Origin of the sequence: Legionella sp. MW5194, assembly GCF_016864235.1 — a bacterium.
Classification (GTDB): Bacteria; Pseudomonadota; Gammaproteobacteria; order Legionellales; family Legionellaceae; genus Legionella_C.
Genome location: NZ_CP045732.1, coordinates 2505532 through 2519254 on the forward strand (window position 1 = coordinate 2505532; position 13723 = coordinate 2519254).

Sequence of the window (13723 nt, forward strand, 5' to 3'; positions counted from 1 at the left end):
AGGTTAGGGCAAATAAATATCAAACCGTACCGTTTTACCTTCAATGCGCCGAGAAGGCTTGGCCAACGGCTCAGCATGCTGCGGCCACTTGACCACCACCCGCTGCCTGACCCTGCGTTTTGCCAGAGTCAATAAAGCCAGGGCGTCGTTATCTTCTCCTATCAGTTGCTGCAAAATCTGCATGTCTTTTTTGACCAACGCCGATTTGTCGCGCGGCGGGTGCATGGGATCCATGTAAATAACGTCGGGGTACTCCGATTCTGTCAATTCATTCAGATACTGATGAGCATCCTGATGCTGAATGTGCAAATGCAACACCTCTCGAGAGCGCGGATCACGACGCGCCAAGGCATCCATCAGCAAAGCAGCCATCACGGCATTGCGCTCCAGCATGTAGACGTCAGCGCCAAAACTCGCCAATATGGCCGCGTCACGCCCCCATCCTGCGGTCACATCAAGCAGGCGCATGCCCGCAACAGGTTTGCAGGCTTTCACCAATCCCTGTTGCTTACCGGCATCCCGCCGTCTCTGCCAAAACCTGCTGCTGAAATCCGCATACTGGGGTTTAAAACCCTGAATGCGCAATTCCAGTCGCTCAGGAGTGAGCACCAACCGATTGGAAGCTTGATTATCAAGGGGTAAATGCAATGACGCCGCCAGCGCCTGCGCCTGCACAAGCAAGGTCTCTTCCTCGTAGCCTATGGCGAGGTTATGCATGGGATTGGACAAGGAATTCATCCACAAAAGCCGCCAGCGAAGGGTACACAGGAACCTCCGGGTACTGCATTAACAACGCACGATCTGTCATGGGCGACAGGACCATGATAGGCGTCGCACCCACTGCTTGCGCGGCCTGAATATCCGACACCCGATCACCGACAAATACTAAATCATCAGGCCTGCATTGGAAATAATCGGCCAGTTTCAGCAACATACCCGGTTGGGGCTTGCGGCAACTGCAGCCGGAATCAGGCAGGTGGATGCAGTATTCAATCGCCAGAATGTCCCCGCCCGCCTCACGTACTGCCGTCACCATTTTGGCGTGGATGGCCAGTAACTCCTCTTGGCTGTAGTAGCCGCGCGACACACCCGATTGATTGGTGGCCACACCGATTTGATACCCTGCCCGTGTTAAACGGGCAATGGCATTCAGGCTTTCCGGGATAGGAATAAATTCATTCACCGACTTGATGTAGTGCAGTGAATCCAGGTTAATGATGCCATCCCTGTCCAAAATGATGCGTTTCTTCATGCGTTGCTGCTGCCAGGCAATTGCAACAGTGAAATATCGGCAACGCCTTGTAACACCGTTTGCAGTTGTTTTAACAGATGCAGGCGATTCATGCGGATTTGCTTATCCTCAACCATCACCATAACCTGATCAAAAAAGGCATCGACCGGTTCCCGCAAGCGAGCGAGCTGATTCAGAATGGCACTGTAATCGCCCTGCTGATACAGTGGCTTAATCTGGTCTTCAATCTGATTCAAATGGCTGTAAAGCGCTTGCTCAGCGCCATCTTCCAACAAGGCAATCGTCAGCGTCATGTCGGCTGTCATGGGTTCTGCCTGTTGCAGTATGTTATTCACTCGCTTGCACGCAGCACTCAACACGGACGCTTCCGGCCGGGTGACAAAATCAGCCAAGGCCGTGACACGGCGATCAAAATCATACAACCAGTCATCCTGACGTGTCTTCACCGCCTGCACCAAATCGGCAGAAATACCCATGCCTTGATAAAAGGATTGCAGACGCTCGAGAATAAAGCCTTTGATTTCATTGAGGCTTTCTTCATCCTGGTTAATCACATCCCCATACGCCTCTTTGCTTTGGTTGATTGATTCCTGCAGGGAAATGCGTGCAGGCGTAGACAGCAACAGACGAACGACAGCCAGGGCATGGCGGCGTAATTTAAATGGATCTTTGACGCCCGAGGGCTTTTGTCCAATGGCAAAAATACCTATCAACGTGTCCAGACGATCAGCAAGCGACAAGGCAAGACCCAGGGGTGTGGCCGGTAAGGCATCCCCCGAGAAACGCGGCAGGTATTGTTCGTTTAAAGCCACGGCCACGTCACGATCTTCGCCATCATGCAAAGCGTAATAATACCCCATTAATCCCTGCAATTCCGGAAATTCACCGACCATGCCTGTCATTAAATCGCATTTACTGAGTTCGGCTGCTCGATGAGCCTGCGACTCATTTAACTGCAATGGCGTAATGAGATTGTTTATCAGCAACTGAATGCGCTGCGCCTTGTCAGCCAGCGTACCCAAGCGTGCCTGAAAAACGACTTTTTCCGTTGCCGCCCTGCGCTGACTCAAGGCCTGCTTTTTATCCTGCTCGAAAAAGAATGCCGCATCGCTTAAGCGGGCACGCATGACTTTTTCATTACCGGCTATCACCTGCGAGGGATTACTGCTGTTGATATTGGCGACCGCAACAAAGTGCGGCAACAGTTTCCCCGTGTTGTCTGCCAGAGCAAAGCATTTCTGATGCGATTGCATCGATGCAATCAAGGCTTCCGGCGGCACCTGTAAAAACTCAGGAGCAAAGCTGGCCAACAAGGGCATAGGCCATTCGACAATGGCAGCCACTTCATCCAGCAGCGAATCCGACATGATGGCTTTAGCCTCAAGTTTTGTCGCCAGCGCCTCGACGTCGGTCTTGATCTGCTGGCGCCGTTTTTCAGGGTCCACAATAACCAGAGCCTTAGCCAGTGTTTCTTCGTAGGTATCTGGCTTCGTTAACTGAATGGCTTCAGGGTGATGGAAACGGTGACCGTAAGTCGTTTGTCCCGCCGGCACACCCAATACAGTGCAAGGAATCACCTCGTCACCAAAAAGCATGACTATCCAATGGACTGGTCGTGCAAATTCCACCTCGCCATCCCCCCAGCGCATGGGTTTGGCGATGGGCAGTGCGGCAACAGCCTGGTTTATTAATTCCGGCAACAGGTCTTTGGTTTTAGCCCCTTTGACGACGGTGTCATGCACCAACCATTCACCTTTGTCGGTTTTAAGCACAGTCAACTCACTGACATCCACACCACAGAATTTAGCAAAACCCAACAGGGCTTTGGTCGGCTGCCCCTGATTGTCGTAGGCAGCGCTGAGGGCAGGTCCGCGACGCGATAACTGTTGTTCCGGTTGCTCTTGCGGCAATTGGGTAATGAGCAACGCCAGACGCCGGGGACTGGCAAAGGGATGGATCGCTTGATACGTCAGCTGCGCCTTATCGCAAGCCGCCTTGACGTTATCAGCCAGCGCAGAGGCCAGATTTTTAACCGCTGCAAAGGGTAATTCTTCACACCCTATTTCAAATAAAAAATCATTCAACTTCATGTGACACCTTCAGCATGGGGAAACCCAGGGTTTCGCGCGCCTGATAATAAGCCTGGGCTACCGCTCTGGAAAGTTGCCTCACCCGTAAAATGTAACGTTGCCTTTCCGTCACCGAAATGGCGCGCCGCGCATCGAGAAGATTAAAGGCATGCGAGGCTTTCATCACCATTTCATAGGCAGGCAACGGTAAATTCAGAGCAATCAGTTTTTCGGCTTCCTGTTCATAATAATCAAATTGTTGAAACAACGCGTCCACGTTGGCATGCTCAAAGTTGAACGCCGACATTTCCACTTCATTCTGATGAAACACGTCACCGTAGGTGACAAGCCCTTGTGCGGTATGTGCCCAGGGCAAATCAAAAAGATTATCGACCCCTAACACGTACATGGCCAAACGTTCGAGACCATAAGTCAACTCGCCGGTCACAGGCTTGCAGGGGAGTCCTCCCACCTGTTGAAAATAGGTAAACTGCGACACTTCCATGCCGTTTTGCCAGACCTCCCAACCGAGACCCCAGGCCCCGAGCGTTGGCGATTCCCAGTTGTCCTCGACAAAACGGATATCATCAGCCAGAGGATCAACCCCGAGAGCTCGCAGGGAATCAAGGTATTTGTCCTGAATATCCAACGGCGATGGTTTTAAAATCACTTGAAACTGGTAGTAATGTTGTACCCGATTTGGATTTTCGCCATAGCGCCCATCCGCAGGCCGCCGCGACGGTTGCACATACGCTGCAGACCAGGGTTCAGGTCCAATCGCCCGAAGAAAGGTCGCGGGATGAAAGGTTCCGGCACCGACTTCCATGTCCAGGGGTTGCAATATTACGCAGCCTCTTGCTGCCCAGAATTGTTGCAACGTCAGAATAATATCCTGGAAAGTACTGGGTTTTGTCATAGTGTTCTCAACTAACTGATTGGCATCCTGAAATTCCGATGGCACTGAGTGGACGAAGGATTTCCGGCAGACTGTCAGGCAATCTGCCGGAAAAAAGCATTAACTGGAAGAGGCTTTTTTAATCAGATCCTGCAGCGCCTGTTCGCTGGCAGCACCCGGGATAAACGCCGGCGTGGTTCCGGTTTTGAATTGACCCGCCGGTGTTGACGCAATAATGAACGCAGGCGTACCCATGAGTCGCAGTTTTTCAGCCAGATCACGGTTCGCACTCAAGGCGTCTTTGACAGCCTCACTGTCCATGTCCTTTTTAAATTTGGTCATGTCCAGGCCGACGGATTTCGCCGTGTCCATAATGATTTTCTCATTCAGACGGCCTTCCTGCTTGAGCAGCGCTTCATGCATGGGTTGGTATTTGCCCTGCAAAGCGGCTGCCAGTGCCGCGCGTGAAGCCATGTCGGAACTGCTGCCGAAAATGGGGAATTCCTTGAACACCACGCGCAGGTTGCTGTCTTTCTTAATCAGGCCGGCAACAATGGGCGCCATTTTTTTACAGTGAATGCACTGGTAATCAAAAAACTCAACCAGTGTCACATTGCCTTTTGGATTGCCTAAAACAGTCATTTTATCGCTGAATAACTGCGAGGCATTTTCAAGGATAGCGGCCTGAGCCTGTTGCTGCATGCTGGCCTGTTGTTTTTCCTGTAAGGCTTTAGACGCTTCCAGCAACACTTCGGGATTATTGACCAGATAATCATGCACCACTTTTTCAATGGCTTTTTTCTGGTCATCTGACATGGTGTTATCAGCGGCCATTACAACGGGTGATGCGACTGCAGCCAGGAGTGCACCGGCAGTCATTAGACTTTTAAGCTTCACGTAATTCCCCTTAATTGATGTAATAAACTCAAAACCCAGGCGACGTCATTTATTTTTCGCCACACGAACCGTAGCATCGGATGGCCTGAAATTCAAGCCCAGGGATGCATCCGTGCATCATTCTCCTGTAAACCTAAAAAGAACAATTTTCAGTAAGGGTTAAATTGGCATAGGCTAATACCAGCCATTTCACGCCGTGATCGGCAAATTTAATCTGCACGCGCGTATGCGCGCCGCTGCCCTCCACAGACACCACAACCCCTTGACCGAATTTCGCATGCGAAACATTCTGCCCGAGTTTCAATCCCGCCTCATTGGCCGCTACCGCTGCAACGGAAGACGACTTGGGTGATGCGGAGGGCGCAGACTGGTAATGAGCCTTCACCCTGACTTCATCCAGCAATTCAGCGGGCAGCTCGCGGAGAAAACGGGATGGGCGATGGTATTCTTCCCGCCCATACTGACGCCGGACTTCCGCATAGGAAAGCATGAGTTTCTCCATGGCGCGCGTCATTCCGACATAACACAGGCGGCGCTCCTCTTCCAGACGGCCGGGCTCTTCGATGGATTGCTTGCCGGGAAATACCCCTTCTTCCATGCCAGCGAGAAACACCATGGGAAATTCCAGCCCCTTGGCAGCATGCAGGGTCATTAAGTGCACGTAACGCTCATGTTCTGCCGCCTGCATTTCGCCGGCCTCCAGCGAAGCATGGGCCAGGAAAGCAACCAGCACAGGGAATTCTTCATCGACATCCTGCTCATAACGAAACTGTTTGGCCGCGTTAATCAATTCCTGCAGGTTGTCGAGACGCGATTCGGATTTATCGCCCTTGATTTTGGAGAAATGCGCGTACAAACCACTGCCGTTAATCACGTCGGCAATCTGCTCATCCAGCTCCAGGTATTGTATTTTAGCCTGTAAGCCACGGATTAGATGCATGAATTTTTCCAAAGCCGATGCGGCTCGTTGCGGCAATCCACCCTGAGCCAGCAATTCGCCCGCTGCCTGCCAGAGCGACCCTTGACGGCTTCTGGCCAGCTGCCGCAACTCATCCAGCGTCTTTTCACCAATGCCCCGCGTGGGGAAATTCACTACGCGTTCAAAGGCGGTATCGTCATCCGGGTTTGCCAGTAAGCGCAGGTAAGCCAGGGTGTCTTTAATTTCTGCCCGCTCAAAAAAGCGCACGCCGCCATAAATACGATAAGCAATTCCCGCCCTTAACAAGGCTTCCTCAATGACTCGCGACTGGGCATTGGAACGATAGAGGATGGCAATCTCGTCCGCGCTGCGCCCATCGTGAATAGCCATCTGAATGCGCTCGCTGATAAACCGGGCTTCGTCCAGTTCGTTAAACGCGGCATAGACCATGATTTTTTCGCCGGCGCTGCCTTCGGTCCATAATTCCTTGCCCATGCGGGACAGGTTATTGTTAATCAACGCATTGGCGGCATCAAGGATAGTGGCGGTTGAGCGGTAATTCTGTTCGAGACGAACAACCAGCGTGTCGTGAAAGTCCTGTGAGAATTGCTGAATGTTTTCAACTTTGGCACCCCGCCAGCCGTAAATGGATTGGTCATCATCTCCCACGGCCATGACGGAGGCGCCCTGCCCTGCCAGCAGACGGATCCAGGCGTATTGAATGGTGTTGGTATCCTGAAATTCATCCACCAGAATGGCGCGGAAACGGTGCTGATAGTGTTGCAAAATGTGCGGGTTGTCGCGCAGAAGCTCATGCGTACGCAGAAGCAATTCGGCAAAATCCACCACGCCGGCCGTCTGGCAGGCCTGCTCATAGGCCTGATAAATCTGGATTAAGGTACGTGTAGGTCCGAATGATTGCGCATGGATGTGCTGCGGGCGAAGTCCCTCGTCTTTCCTGCTGTTGATGAATGCCTGGGCCTGCTTGACAGGCCATTGATCGTCATCGAGATTCAGCGCGGCGATAACTCGTTTAATCACACGCGCCTGGTCTTCACTGTCAAGAATATGAAACTCAGCAGGCAAACGGGCATCCTGATGATGCCGGCGCAAAATCCGGTGACACAACCCATGGAACGTTCCGACCCAGAATCCCGCCAGAGACACCGGCAGCAAATGGCTTAAACGCGCCTTCATTTCCCCAGCGGCCTTGTTGGTAAAGGTAACCGCCAGGATGGAATGGGGAGAGAAATGATGTTCCTGAATGAGCCAGGCTATGCGACTGACCAGGACCCGCGTTTTACCGCTCCCGGCACCGGCGAGTACCAGAGTATTACCCAAAGGCGCAACAACCGCCTGTCGTTGTCTGTCATTCAGGCCTTTCAGTAAAGCATCCACGGTCATTGATTTCACTTCCAACAAAAGAAAGGCGTTATTATGTTAAATTTAGCAGTCAAACGCCAGCTTGGACGGCAAACGGGCCTACGGCAAATAAATTCCCTGCGAATCTTTGCCAAGTGGCAAAGCTGAGGTATAAGATTAATAAAAATACCCGAGTCGTCTATGCATACTTTATATCCAGCAATACAACCCTACAAACGGCATGAACTGGCCGTTAACTCCCGTCATACCCTGTACCTTGAAGAAACCGGCAACCCCGAAGGGTTACCCGTGATGGTGCTTCACCCCGGTCCAGGCGCCGGTGGAAGTGCCTACTTACGCCGTTTTTTTGATCCACAGGTTTATCGCATCATTATTTTTGACCAGCGCGGTTGCGGACGTTCCGCGCCGCATTCTGAAATCAGGGACAACACCACTCAGGACCTGCTGGATGACATCGATACAATCCGCACCCATTTGGGCATTAACCGCTTTATGCTCTTTGGCGGCGGCTGGGGCGCTCTGCTGGCGCTGCTTTATGCCGAGCTTTACCCTCAGCAAATCGGCGGTTTACTGCTGCATCGTATTTTTTTAGGCCGGCCCCGCGACGTGGCCTGGTTTTATCAACAAGGTGCCAGCCTCATTTATCCCGACTACTGGCAAGAGTTCCTAAGCATCGTGCCCATAGACAGGCGCTCGGAAATTCCCCAGTATTATGCGGAATGCCTCCAAGGCAATAATGAACTGGCGCGCATGAGCGCGGCTAAAAACTGGGCCTTGTGGCAAGCGCGCTGCAGCAGCCTGCAGCCGCATCTAAGCGTCATCGATCAATACAGCGAACCGCATTTTGCCCTCGCGTTGGCAACCTTGGAGTCGCACTACATTGTCAACCACTATTTTATCGAAGAAAATCAGGTGTTAAACAACGCCCATAAAATCCGCCATGTCCCCACCTATCTTGTCCACGGCCGTTACGACATGGTCTGCCCATTGGCCGGCGCCTGGGATTTACATCGCGCACTGCCGACGTCCAATTTAAGCATTGTCAGGGATGCGGGGCATTCCGATCGCGAGGCAGGCATCATTGATGCGCTGGTTTGCGCCGCCAAGGAAATGGCTCGTCAGGGGTCTGATGCATGCTGACCGTCATTCAACGCGTGAAGGAAGCCCGGGTAGATGTCAACAACGCCACTGTCGGTGCCATCAATCACGGCCTGCTCATCCTGTGTGGATTTGAAAACACCGACAGCCTGACCACCTTATCGGTGATGCTTGAGAAATGCCTTAACTACCGCCTGTTCAGTGACGAGCAGGGCAAAATGAATTTAAACCTTCGCCAGGTGGAAGGCGGCTTGCTGCTGGTACCCCAATTTACTTTAGTCGCCGACACCCGTAAGGGATTGCGACCCAGTTTTTCCAAAGCCGCGCCTCCCTCACAGGGGCAGATGCTGTTTGAAGAATTACTCATCCTGGCGAGACAACATTATTCCCTTATCGCCAGCGGCCAGTTTGGAGCAGACATGCAGGTTCACCTGTGCAACGACGGACCAGTGACCTTTGTCATGCAATTTTAATTTTGAGGTGGTCTACACCCTGATTCTGGTGTAACATCAGATTTACTCCCTCAAAAAACCGTTAAATTATGCGTTTCATTGCGAGTCTCACCACACTGGCAAGTGCTTTACTGCTGTCAGGCTGCTTTCATAAAGGTCCCAATCCAGATGACCCTTATGAATCGCTTAACCGCAAAATTTATCGTTTTAATAATGCGTTTGACGCCACCATTTTAAAGCCGCCAGCCCGCCTTTATAAAGCCGTCCTGCCTGATCCGGTAAGAGCCAGCATCAATAATGCCTACAATAACATCAATATGATTCCTACGGTGGCCAATGACGTGCTCCAATGGGAGTGGCGTTATGCGATCAAGGACACCTGGCGTTTTATCGTAAACTCCACCTTTGGTATTGGCGGGTTATTTGATGTGGCTGACAAACGCTTTGGTTTGCCGCCCCACAGCAATGATCTGGGGCTCACGTTCGCCAAGTGGGGCGATAAAAAATCACCATTCATCATGATTCCGTTGATGGGACCAAGCACCATTCGCGATGGCATGGGCATGCTGTTTGAATACACCGTGATAACCCCCTACCCCTACATCGGCAATGACGCGGTGATTTATGGTTTAATTGGCCTGCGTTATGTTGATTTACGCTCACAACTCTTTGAAACCGAACGCCTGATGAATGAAGCGCTCGATCCTTACGCTTTCCTGCGTGATGCTTACCTGCAGCATCGTCATTACCGAATTACCGGCCAACAGGGGGCAGCTCTGGCGGCAAACGGCGATGACAGCAATGACGGCAGTGATTACGTGGATGATGACGAAGGCGGCGACGGGGTTCTGGGTGCTGATTACGTGGATGAAAACGAGGCTTGAGGCGTTATGGCGTTGCATGTTGTTCTGTACCAACCGGAAATTCCTCCCAACACCGGCAACATTATTCGACTTTGCGCTAATTCTGGCGCGCAATTGCATTTGATTCACCCCTTGGGTTTTACGTTAGATGACAAGCGCATGCGACGTGCCGGCCTCGACTACCACGAGTGGGCTAAGGTCATTCATTATGCCAATGACGCTGAATTCATGGAAAAAAATCAGCATCGACGTATTTTTGCCTGCTCCACCAAAGGCACAGCGGGGTATCATGAGATTCATTATCAGCACGACGACATGCTCCTTTTCGGTCCCGAAACCCGTGGGCTCCCGGAGCAGGTACGCGAACGCTACACCGTGATCCGCATTCCCATGCAACCGAACAGCCGCAGTTTGAATTTGTCCAATTCAGTCGCCATCATCCTCTTTGAAGCGTTAAGACAACTCAACTTCAGCTAAGTGAACAAGGCATAGCAAACACCATTTGCATTATTTTTAATCAATTCATTCTTGACTCTCTTTAGACGCCATCTACACTTAAATAGCCTAAAATATGTTCTAGTTGATGGGGTATAACACATGAGTACAGTCATCCACCCTTCTGCGATCGTCAATGAAAAAGCCATCCTGGGTCAGCATGTTACCATTGGACCTTACAGCATTATTGGTCCGGATGTGACCTTGGGCGATCATGTTCACATTGATTCCCACGTGGTCATCAAAGGCCATACCCAAATTGGCAGCCACACCTGCGTGCATCCCTTCGCCTGCTTAGGCGATGTGCCGCAGGTAAGAAATTACACCGAAGAAGACTCCCTGTTGGTTATCGGTGAGCACAACTACATCGGTCAGTATGTCACCATGGATGGCGGCACGTCCAAGGATCAGGGCGTCACACGCATTGGCGATCACAACATGTTCATGGCTTGCGCGCATATCGCCCATGACTGTCAGATAGGGAATCATGTCACGCTGGCCAATGCCGTCTTGTTGGCAGGACACGTCCATATCGATGATTACGCGGTTCTGGGAGGCGCTTCCGTGGTTGCACAATACGTTCACATCGGTAAGGCCGCCATGCTTTCCGGTGCATCGTCCATTGCCAATGATCTCATTCCTTATGGGTATGCGGAAGGTTTTCGCGCCGCGCTCGACTCCATTAACATCATCGGCATGAAACGTTTGGGAGTCGACAGAAGCGAAATTCACGCGATGCTGTATTTTTTCAAAACCGTGTTTTTCCGAAAACACGACAACCATGAGTCATTCCTTGATCGTCTGGAACGATACAAAACAGAGGACGCGATGCATTGGGACAGCATCATGGATGTTCTCCGTTTCATCGAGCATCGTTCTAAAAAATCACTGTGCATGCCTTCCGGTTCAGCGCATTAGCCTAAACTTTTTGTAAGAACACGGCCTGTCTCAGACAGGCCGTGCGTTAATTCAGTTTCTGTTTGATCTCAGCTAAACAACGCAGGTAATCGCCGGTGATGTCTTCTGAGGTTTCCGCCATGATTTCGCGGGCACAGGTGGGGCTGGTCACATTGATTTCGGTTAAATAATCACCAATCACATCGATGCCGACAAAATAAAGTCCCTTGGCTTTAAGCGTGGGAGCAATCTGTTCACATAACCAGCGATCCCTCGCCGTAATCGCAACCACTTCACCGCGGGCACCGGCCGCAAGATTACCCCGCAACTCACCCTTGGCAGGAATACGAGCCAACGCGTAAGCTGCTGGTTCGCCATTGATCAGCAAAATGCGTTTATCGCCGCCGGTGACAATGTCAGGAATGTACTGTTGTGCCATGATCATGGTGCTTTGCGAGTGGGTTAACACTTCGAGGATGACTGATAAATTTTTTCCGTGTTCATCGACATGAAAGATGGAATTGCCCCCCATGCCCTCCAGGGGTTTGTAAATCACATCCCGGTGTTGCTCCCAAAACTGACGCAAAATGCTTATGTCGCGGCTGACTAAGGTCGGCGGACAACATTGCGGAAAATGGAGGGTGAAGAATTTCTCATTGGCGTCACGCAGGCTTTGCGGTTTATTCGCCACAAGGACCCCGGTTTTTTCTGCCAATTCCAGAGCATAGGTGGCATAGATGTATTCCATGTCAAAAGGGGGATCTTTTCGCATCAGAATCACATCAAACTCAGCAAGCGGTTTTTCCCCCAATGGGGTGACTGTGGCCCAATCCGATTTGGTGTCGTCATCAGCCACCGCAATGGAGGAGACCCGCGCATAGGCCTGTCCTTCACGGCAAAGCAAATCCTTAAGCGTAAAATAAACACAAGACCAGCCCAATTGCTGGGCACTGCGAATCATGCCGACTGTTGTGTCTTTATACGGCTTTAATAGATGGGGCGCATCCATGACCACAGCCAACTTCATTATTCACCTCCAACAGCAGCAATTTCACGGGCAGCCGCCAGTGCCGCCAGACGGGCAATGACACCGTAGGCATAAAAACGGTTGGGACATTCCACGGGATCCAGATCATCCCTTGGCATATTACAGGCCTGCGCGAAGGCCAAAGGTTCAAAATGCATGCCAGGCGCATTTAAATTTTCATCACTGCCCCGCCCCTGGTGCACCCGATAAAAACCGCCGACCACAAAGGGGCCAATCATGTACACCACCGGTTCAGCGACAGCTCCGTCCGGCATGGCTTCAAAACTGTAAACGCCTTCCTGAATGATCACTCGGTCCACTTTCTGGCTGCCTTTGCTCGCAGCCATTTTCGTGCGTTGCTTGCGATTTAATTGCCGCAATTGCTCCGCATCATGCACCATCATCACGCTCATGCCGTACGTGCCATTATCCGCCTTAACCACCACGAACGGTTTTTCTTCAATCCCATACGTGGTGTATTTATCCTGAATGACTTTCAGCAATTGCTCCGTCTCATTGGCCAGGTTATCAACCCCTTCCTGCGCCATAAAATCAATGCGGTCCACCGCTTTGAAGTAGGGATTAATAAACCAGGGATCAAGATTAACCAGGTGTGAAAACTCCTGCGCAACTTCTTCAAAAAAGGTGAAATGGCTTGATTTAAGGCGACTCGACCATCCCAATTTCGCCGTAGGAACAATGCGCTGTTCCAAGCCCTTTAAACTATCCGGCACACCGGTGGATAAATCATTATTCAACACCAGCAGGCAGGGATTGAAATCATGCAATCCAAGACGATTGTTAAGGCGGATGACGGGTTCAATTAACAGCTTCACCCCATGGTCGGTTACTATTTCCTGCGGCATAGTCACTTCCGGATCCAGGCTGCCAATACGGACAACAAAGCCCGACTTTACCAGAATATCACGTAGCACACTCAGGCTTTGCATGTAAAAACGATTGCGCGTGTGGTTTTCAGGCAGCAATAAAATTTGCCGGCATTCAGGCTGATAATCCACCAGGGTGGCCTGAGCAGCCTGAATGCAAAGCGGCAGAAAATCGCGGTTTAAATTATTAAATCCAGCCGGGAATAAATTGGTATCCACCGGAGCCAGTTTAAAACCGGCATGGCGCAAATCCACCGAAGAAGTAAGTGATGGCGGTGTGAGTTGCCACTGCTGGCGAAACCAGGATTCAATGGCCGCTACCTGGCTTAAAATGACTTTTTCAACATGGTACAGGGGGCCGCAATGGGCGGTGGTTAAATGAGGCACTGGGACATCGTGTGGGTGCATACTTTCTTCCTCGATCATGATGTGGGGGTAGACGATAGTAACGTAAGTGCGCGGCAGAATGAAGAATAGTCAGCCCCCGCCAAAAATGGCATAATGGTACTCTTTGGCCATTGGCAGGCTTGTCAGAACACCTGAACAAGGCTTGTTGACTATAGCTTTTTACGCATAGCAACGCAAATTA

Annotated in this window: 13 protein-coding genes; 5 read left to right on the plus strand and 8 right to left on the minus strand. The window is 51.3% G+C overall.

Features of this window, described 5'->3' with window-relative positions; translation table 11 throughout:
- Positions 1–3 precede the first annotated feature (3 nt).
- The 6 genes from GH742_RS11490 to uvrD all read right to left on the minus strand — a co-directional run bounded on the left by GH742_RS11490 (position 4) and on the right by uvrD (position 7436).
- On the minus strand, positions 4–738 hold the full coding sequence (locus GH742_RS11490; protein WP_370569481.1) for a class I SAM-dependent methyltransferase: 735 nt from the start codon (positions 736–738) through the stop codon (positions 4–6).
- The gene (gmhB, locus tag GH742_RS11495; protein ID WP_203455088.1) at positions 710–1252 is read right to left on the minus strand and encodes a D-glycero-beta-D-manno-heptose 1,7-bisphosphate 7-phosphatase; all 543 of its coding nucleotides are present in this window, start codon (positions 1250–1252) and stop codon (positions 710–712) included. Before gmhB ends, GH742_RS11490 begins: the two co-directional genes overlap by 29 nt.
- The gene (gene glyS, locus GH742_RS11500) at positions 1249–3342 is read right to left on the minus strand and encodes a glycine--tRNA ligase subunit beta (RefSeq protein WP_203455089.1); all 2094 of its coding nucleotides are present in this window, start codon (positions 3340–3342) and stop codon (positions 1249–1251) included. The genes gmhB and glyS overlap by 4 nt, the downstream gene beginning before the upstream one ends.
- Entirely contained in the window at positions 3329–4237 is a 909-nt protein-coding gene (gene glyQ, locus GH742_RS11505; RefSeq protein ID WP_108290571.1) for a glycine--tRNA ligase subunit alpha, read from the minus strand. The genes glyS and glyQ overlap by 14 nt, the downstream gene beginning before the upstream one ends.
- 99 nt (positions 4238–4336) lie before the next feature.
- Entirely contained in the window at positions 4337–5113 is a 777-nt protein-coding gene (locus GH742_RS11510) for a DsbA family protein (protein ID WP_203455090.1), read from the minus strand.
- 133 nt (positions 5114–5246) lie between these two features.
- Complete coding sequence (gene uvrD, locus GH742_RS11515; protein WP_203456932.1) at positions 5247–7436, minus strand: DNA helicase II; 2190 nt, start codon at positions 7434–7436, stop codon at positions 5247–5249.
- A gap of 159 nt (positions 7437–7595) precedes the next feature.
- On the opposite strand from uvrD, the gene pip reads away from it, so the two are divergent.
- From pip to lpxA, 5 genes are all read left to right on the plus strand, one after another.
- The gene (gene pip / locus GH742_RS11520) at positions 7596–8555 is read left to right on the plus strand and encodes a prolyl aminopeptidase (RefSeq protein WP_203455091.1); all 960 of its coding nucleotides are present in this window, start codon (positions 7596–7598) and stop codon (positions 8553–8555) included.
- Entirely contained in the window at positions 8549–8986 is a 438-nt protein-coding gene (gene dtd, locus GH742_RS11525) for a D-aminoacyl-tRNA deacylase (protein WP_203455092.1), read from the plus strand. The genes pip and dtd overlap by 7 nt, the downstream gene beginning before the upstream one ends.
- A gap of 68 nt (positions 8987–9054) precedes the next feature.
- Positions 9055–9849 carry a VacJ family lipoprotein gene (locus GH742_RS11530; protein ID WP_203455093.1) on the plus strand — a complete coding sequence of 265 codons (795 nt, stop codon included), beginning with the start codon at positions 9055–9057 and terminating at the stop codon, positions 9847–9849.
- Between the two features lie 6 nt (positions 9850–9855).
- Positions 9856–10305: a tRNA (uridine(34)/cytosine(34)/5-carboxymethylaminomethyluridine(34)-2'-O)-methyltransferase TrmL gene (gene trmL, locus GH742_RS11535; RefSeq protein WP_203455094.1), complete on the plus strand. Its 450-nt coding sequence runs from the start codon at positions 9856–9858 to the stop codon at positions 10303–10305.
- 120 nt (positions 10306–10425) lie between these two features.
- Complete coding sequence (lpxA, locus tag GH742_RS11540) at positions 10426–11241, plus strand: acyl-ACP--UDP-N-acetylglucosamine O-acyltransferase (protein WP_203455095.1); 816 nt, start codon at positions 10426–10428, stop codon at positions 11239–11241.
- A gap of 46 nt (positions 11242–11287) precedes the next feature.
- Here lpxA and gshB read toward each other — a convergent pair whose 3' ends face one another.
- Positions 11288–12247: a glutathione synthase gene (gene gshB, locus GH742_RS11545; RefSeq protein WP_203455096.1), complete on the minus strand. Its 960-nt coding sequence runs from the start codon at positions 12245–12247 to the stop codon at positions 11288–11290.
- Positions 12247–13542: a glutamate--cysteine ligase gene (gshA, locus tag GH742_RS11550; RefSeq protein ID WP_203455097.1), complete on the minus strand. Its 1296-nt coding sequence runs from the start codon at positions 13540–13542 to the stop codon at positions 12247–12249. Before gshA ends, gshB begins: the two co-directional genes overlap by 1 nt.
- Positions 13543–13723: the final 181 nt, after the last annotated feature.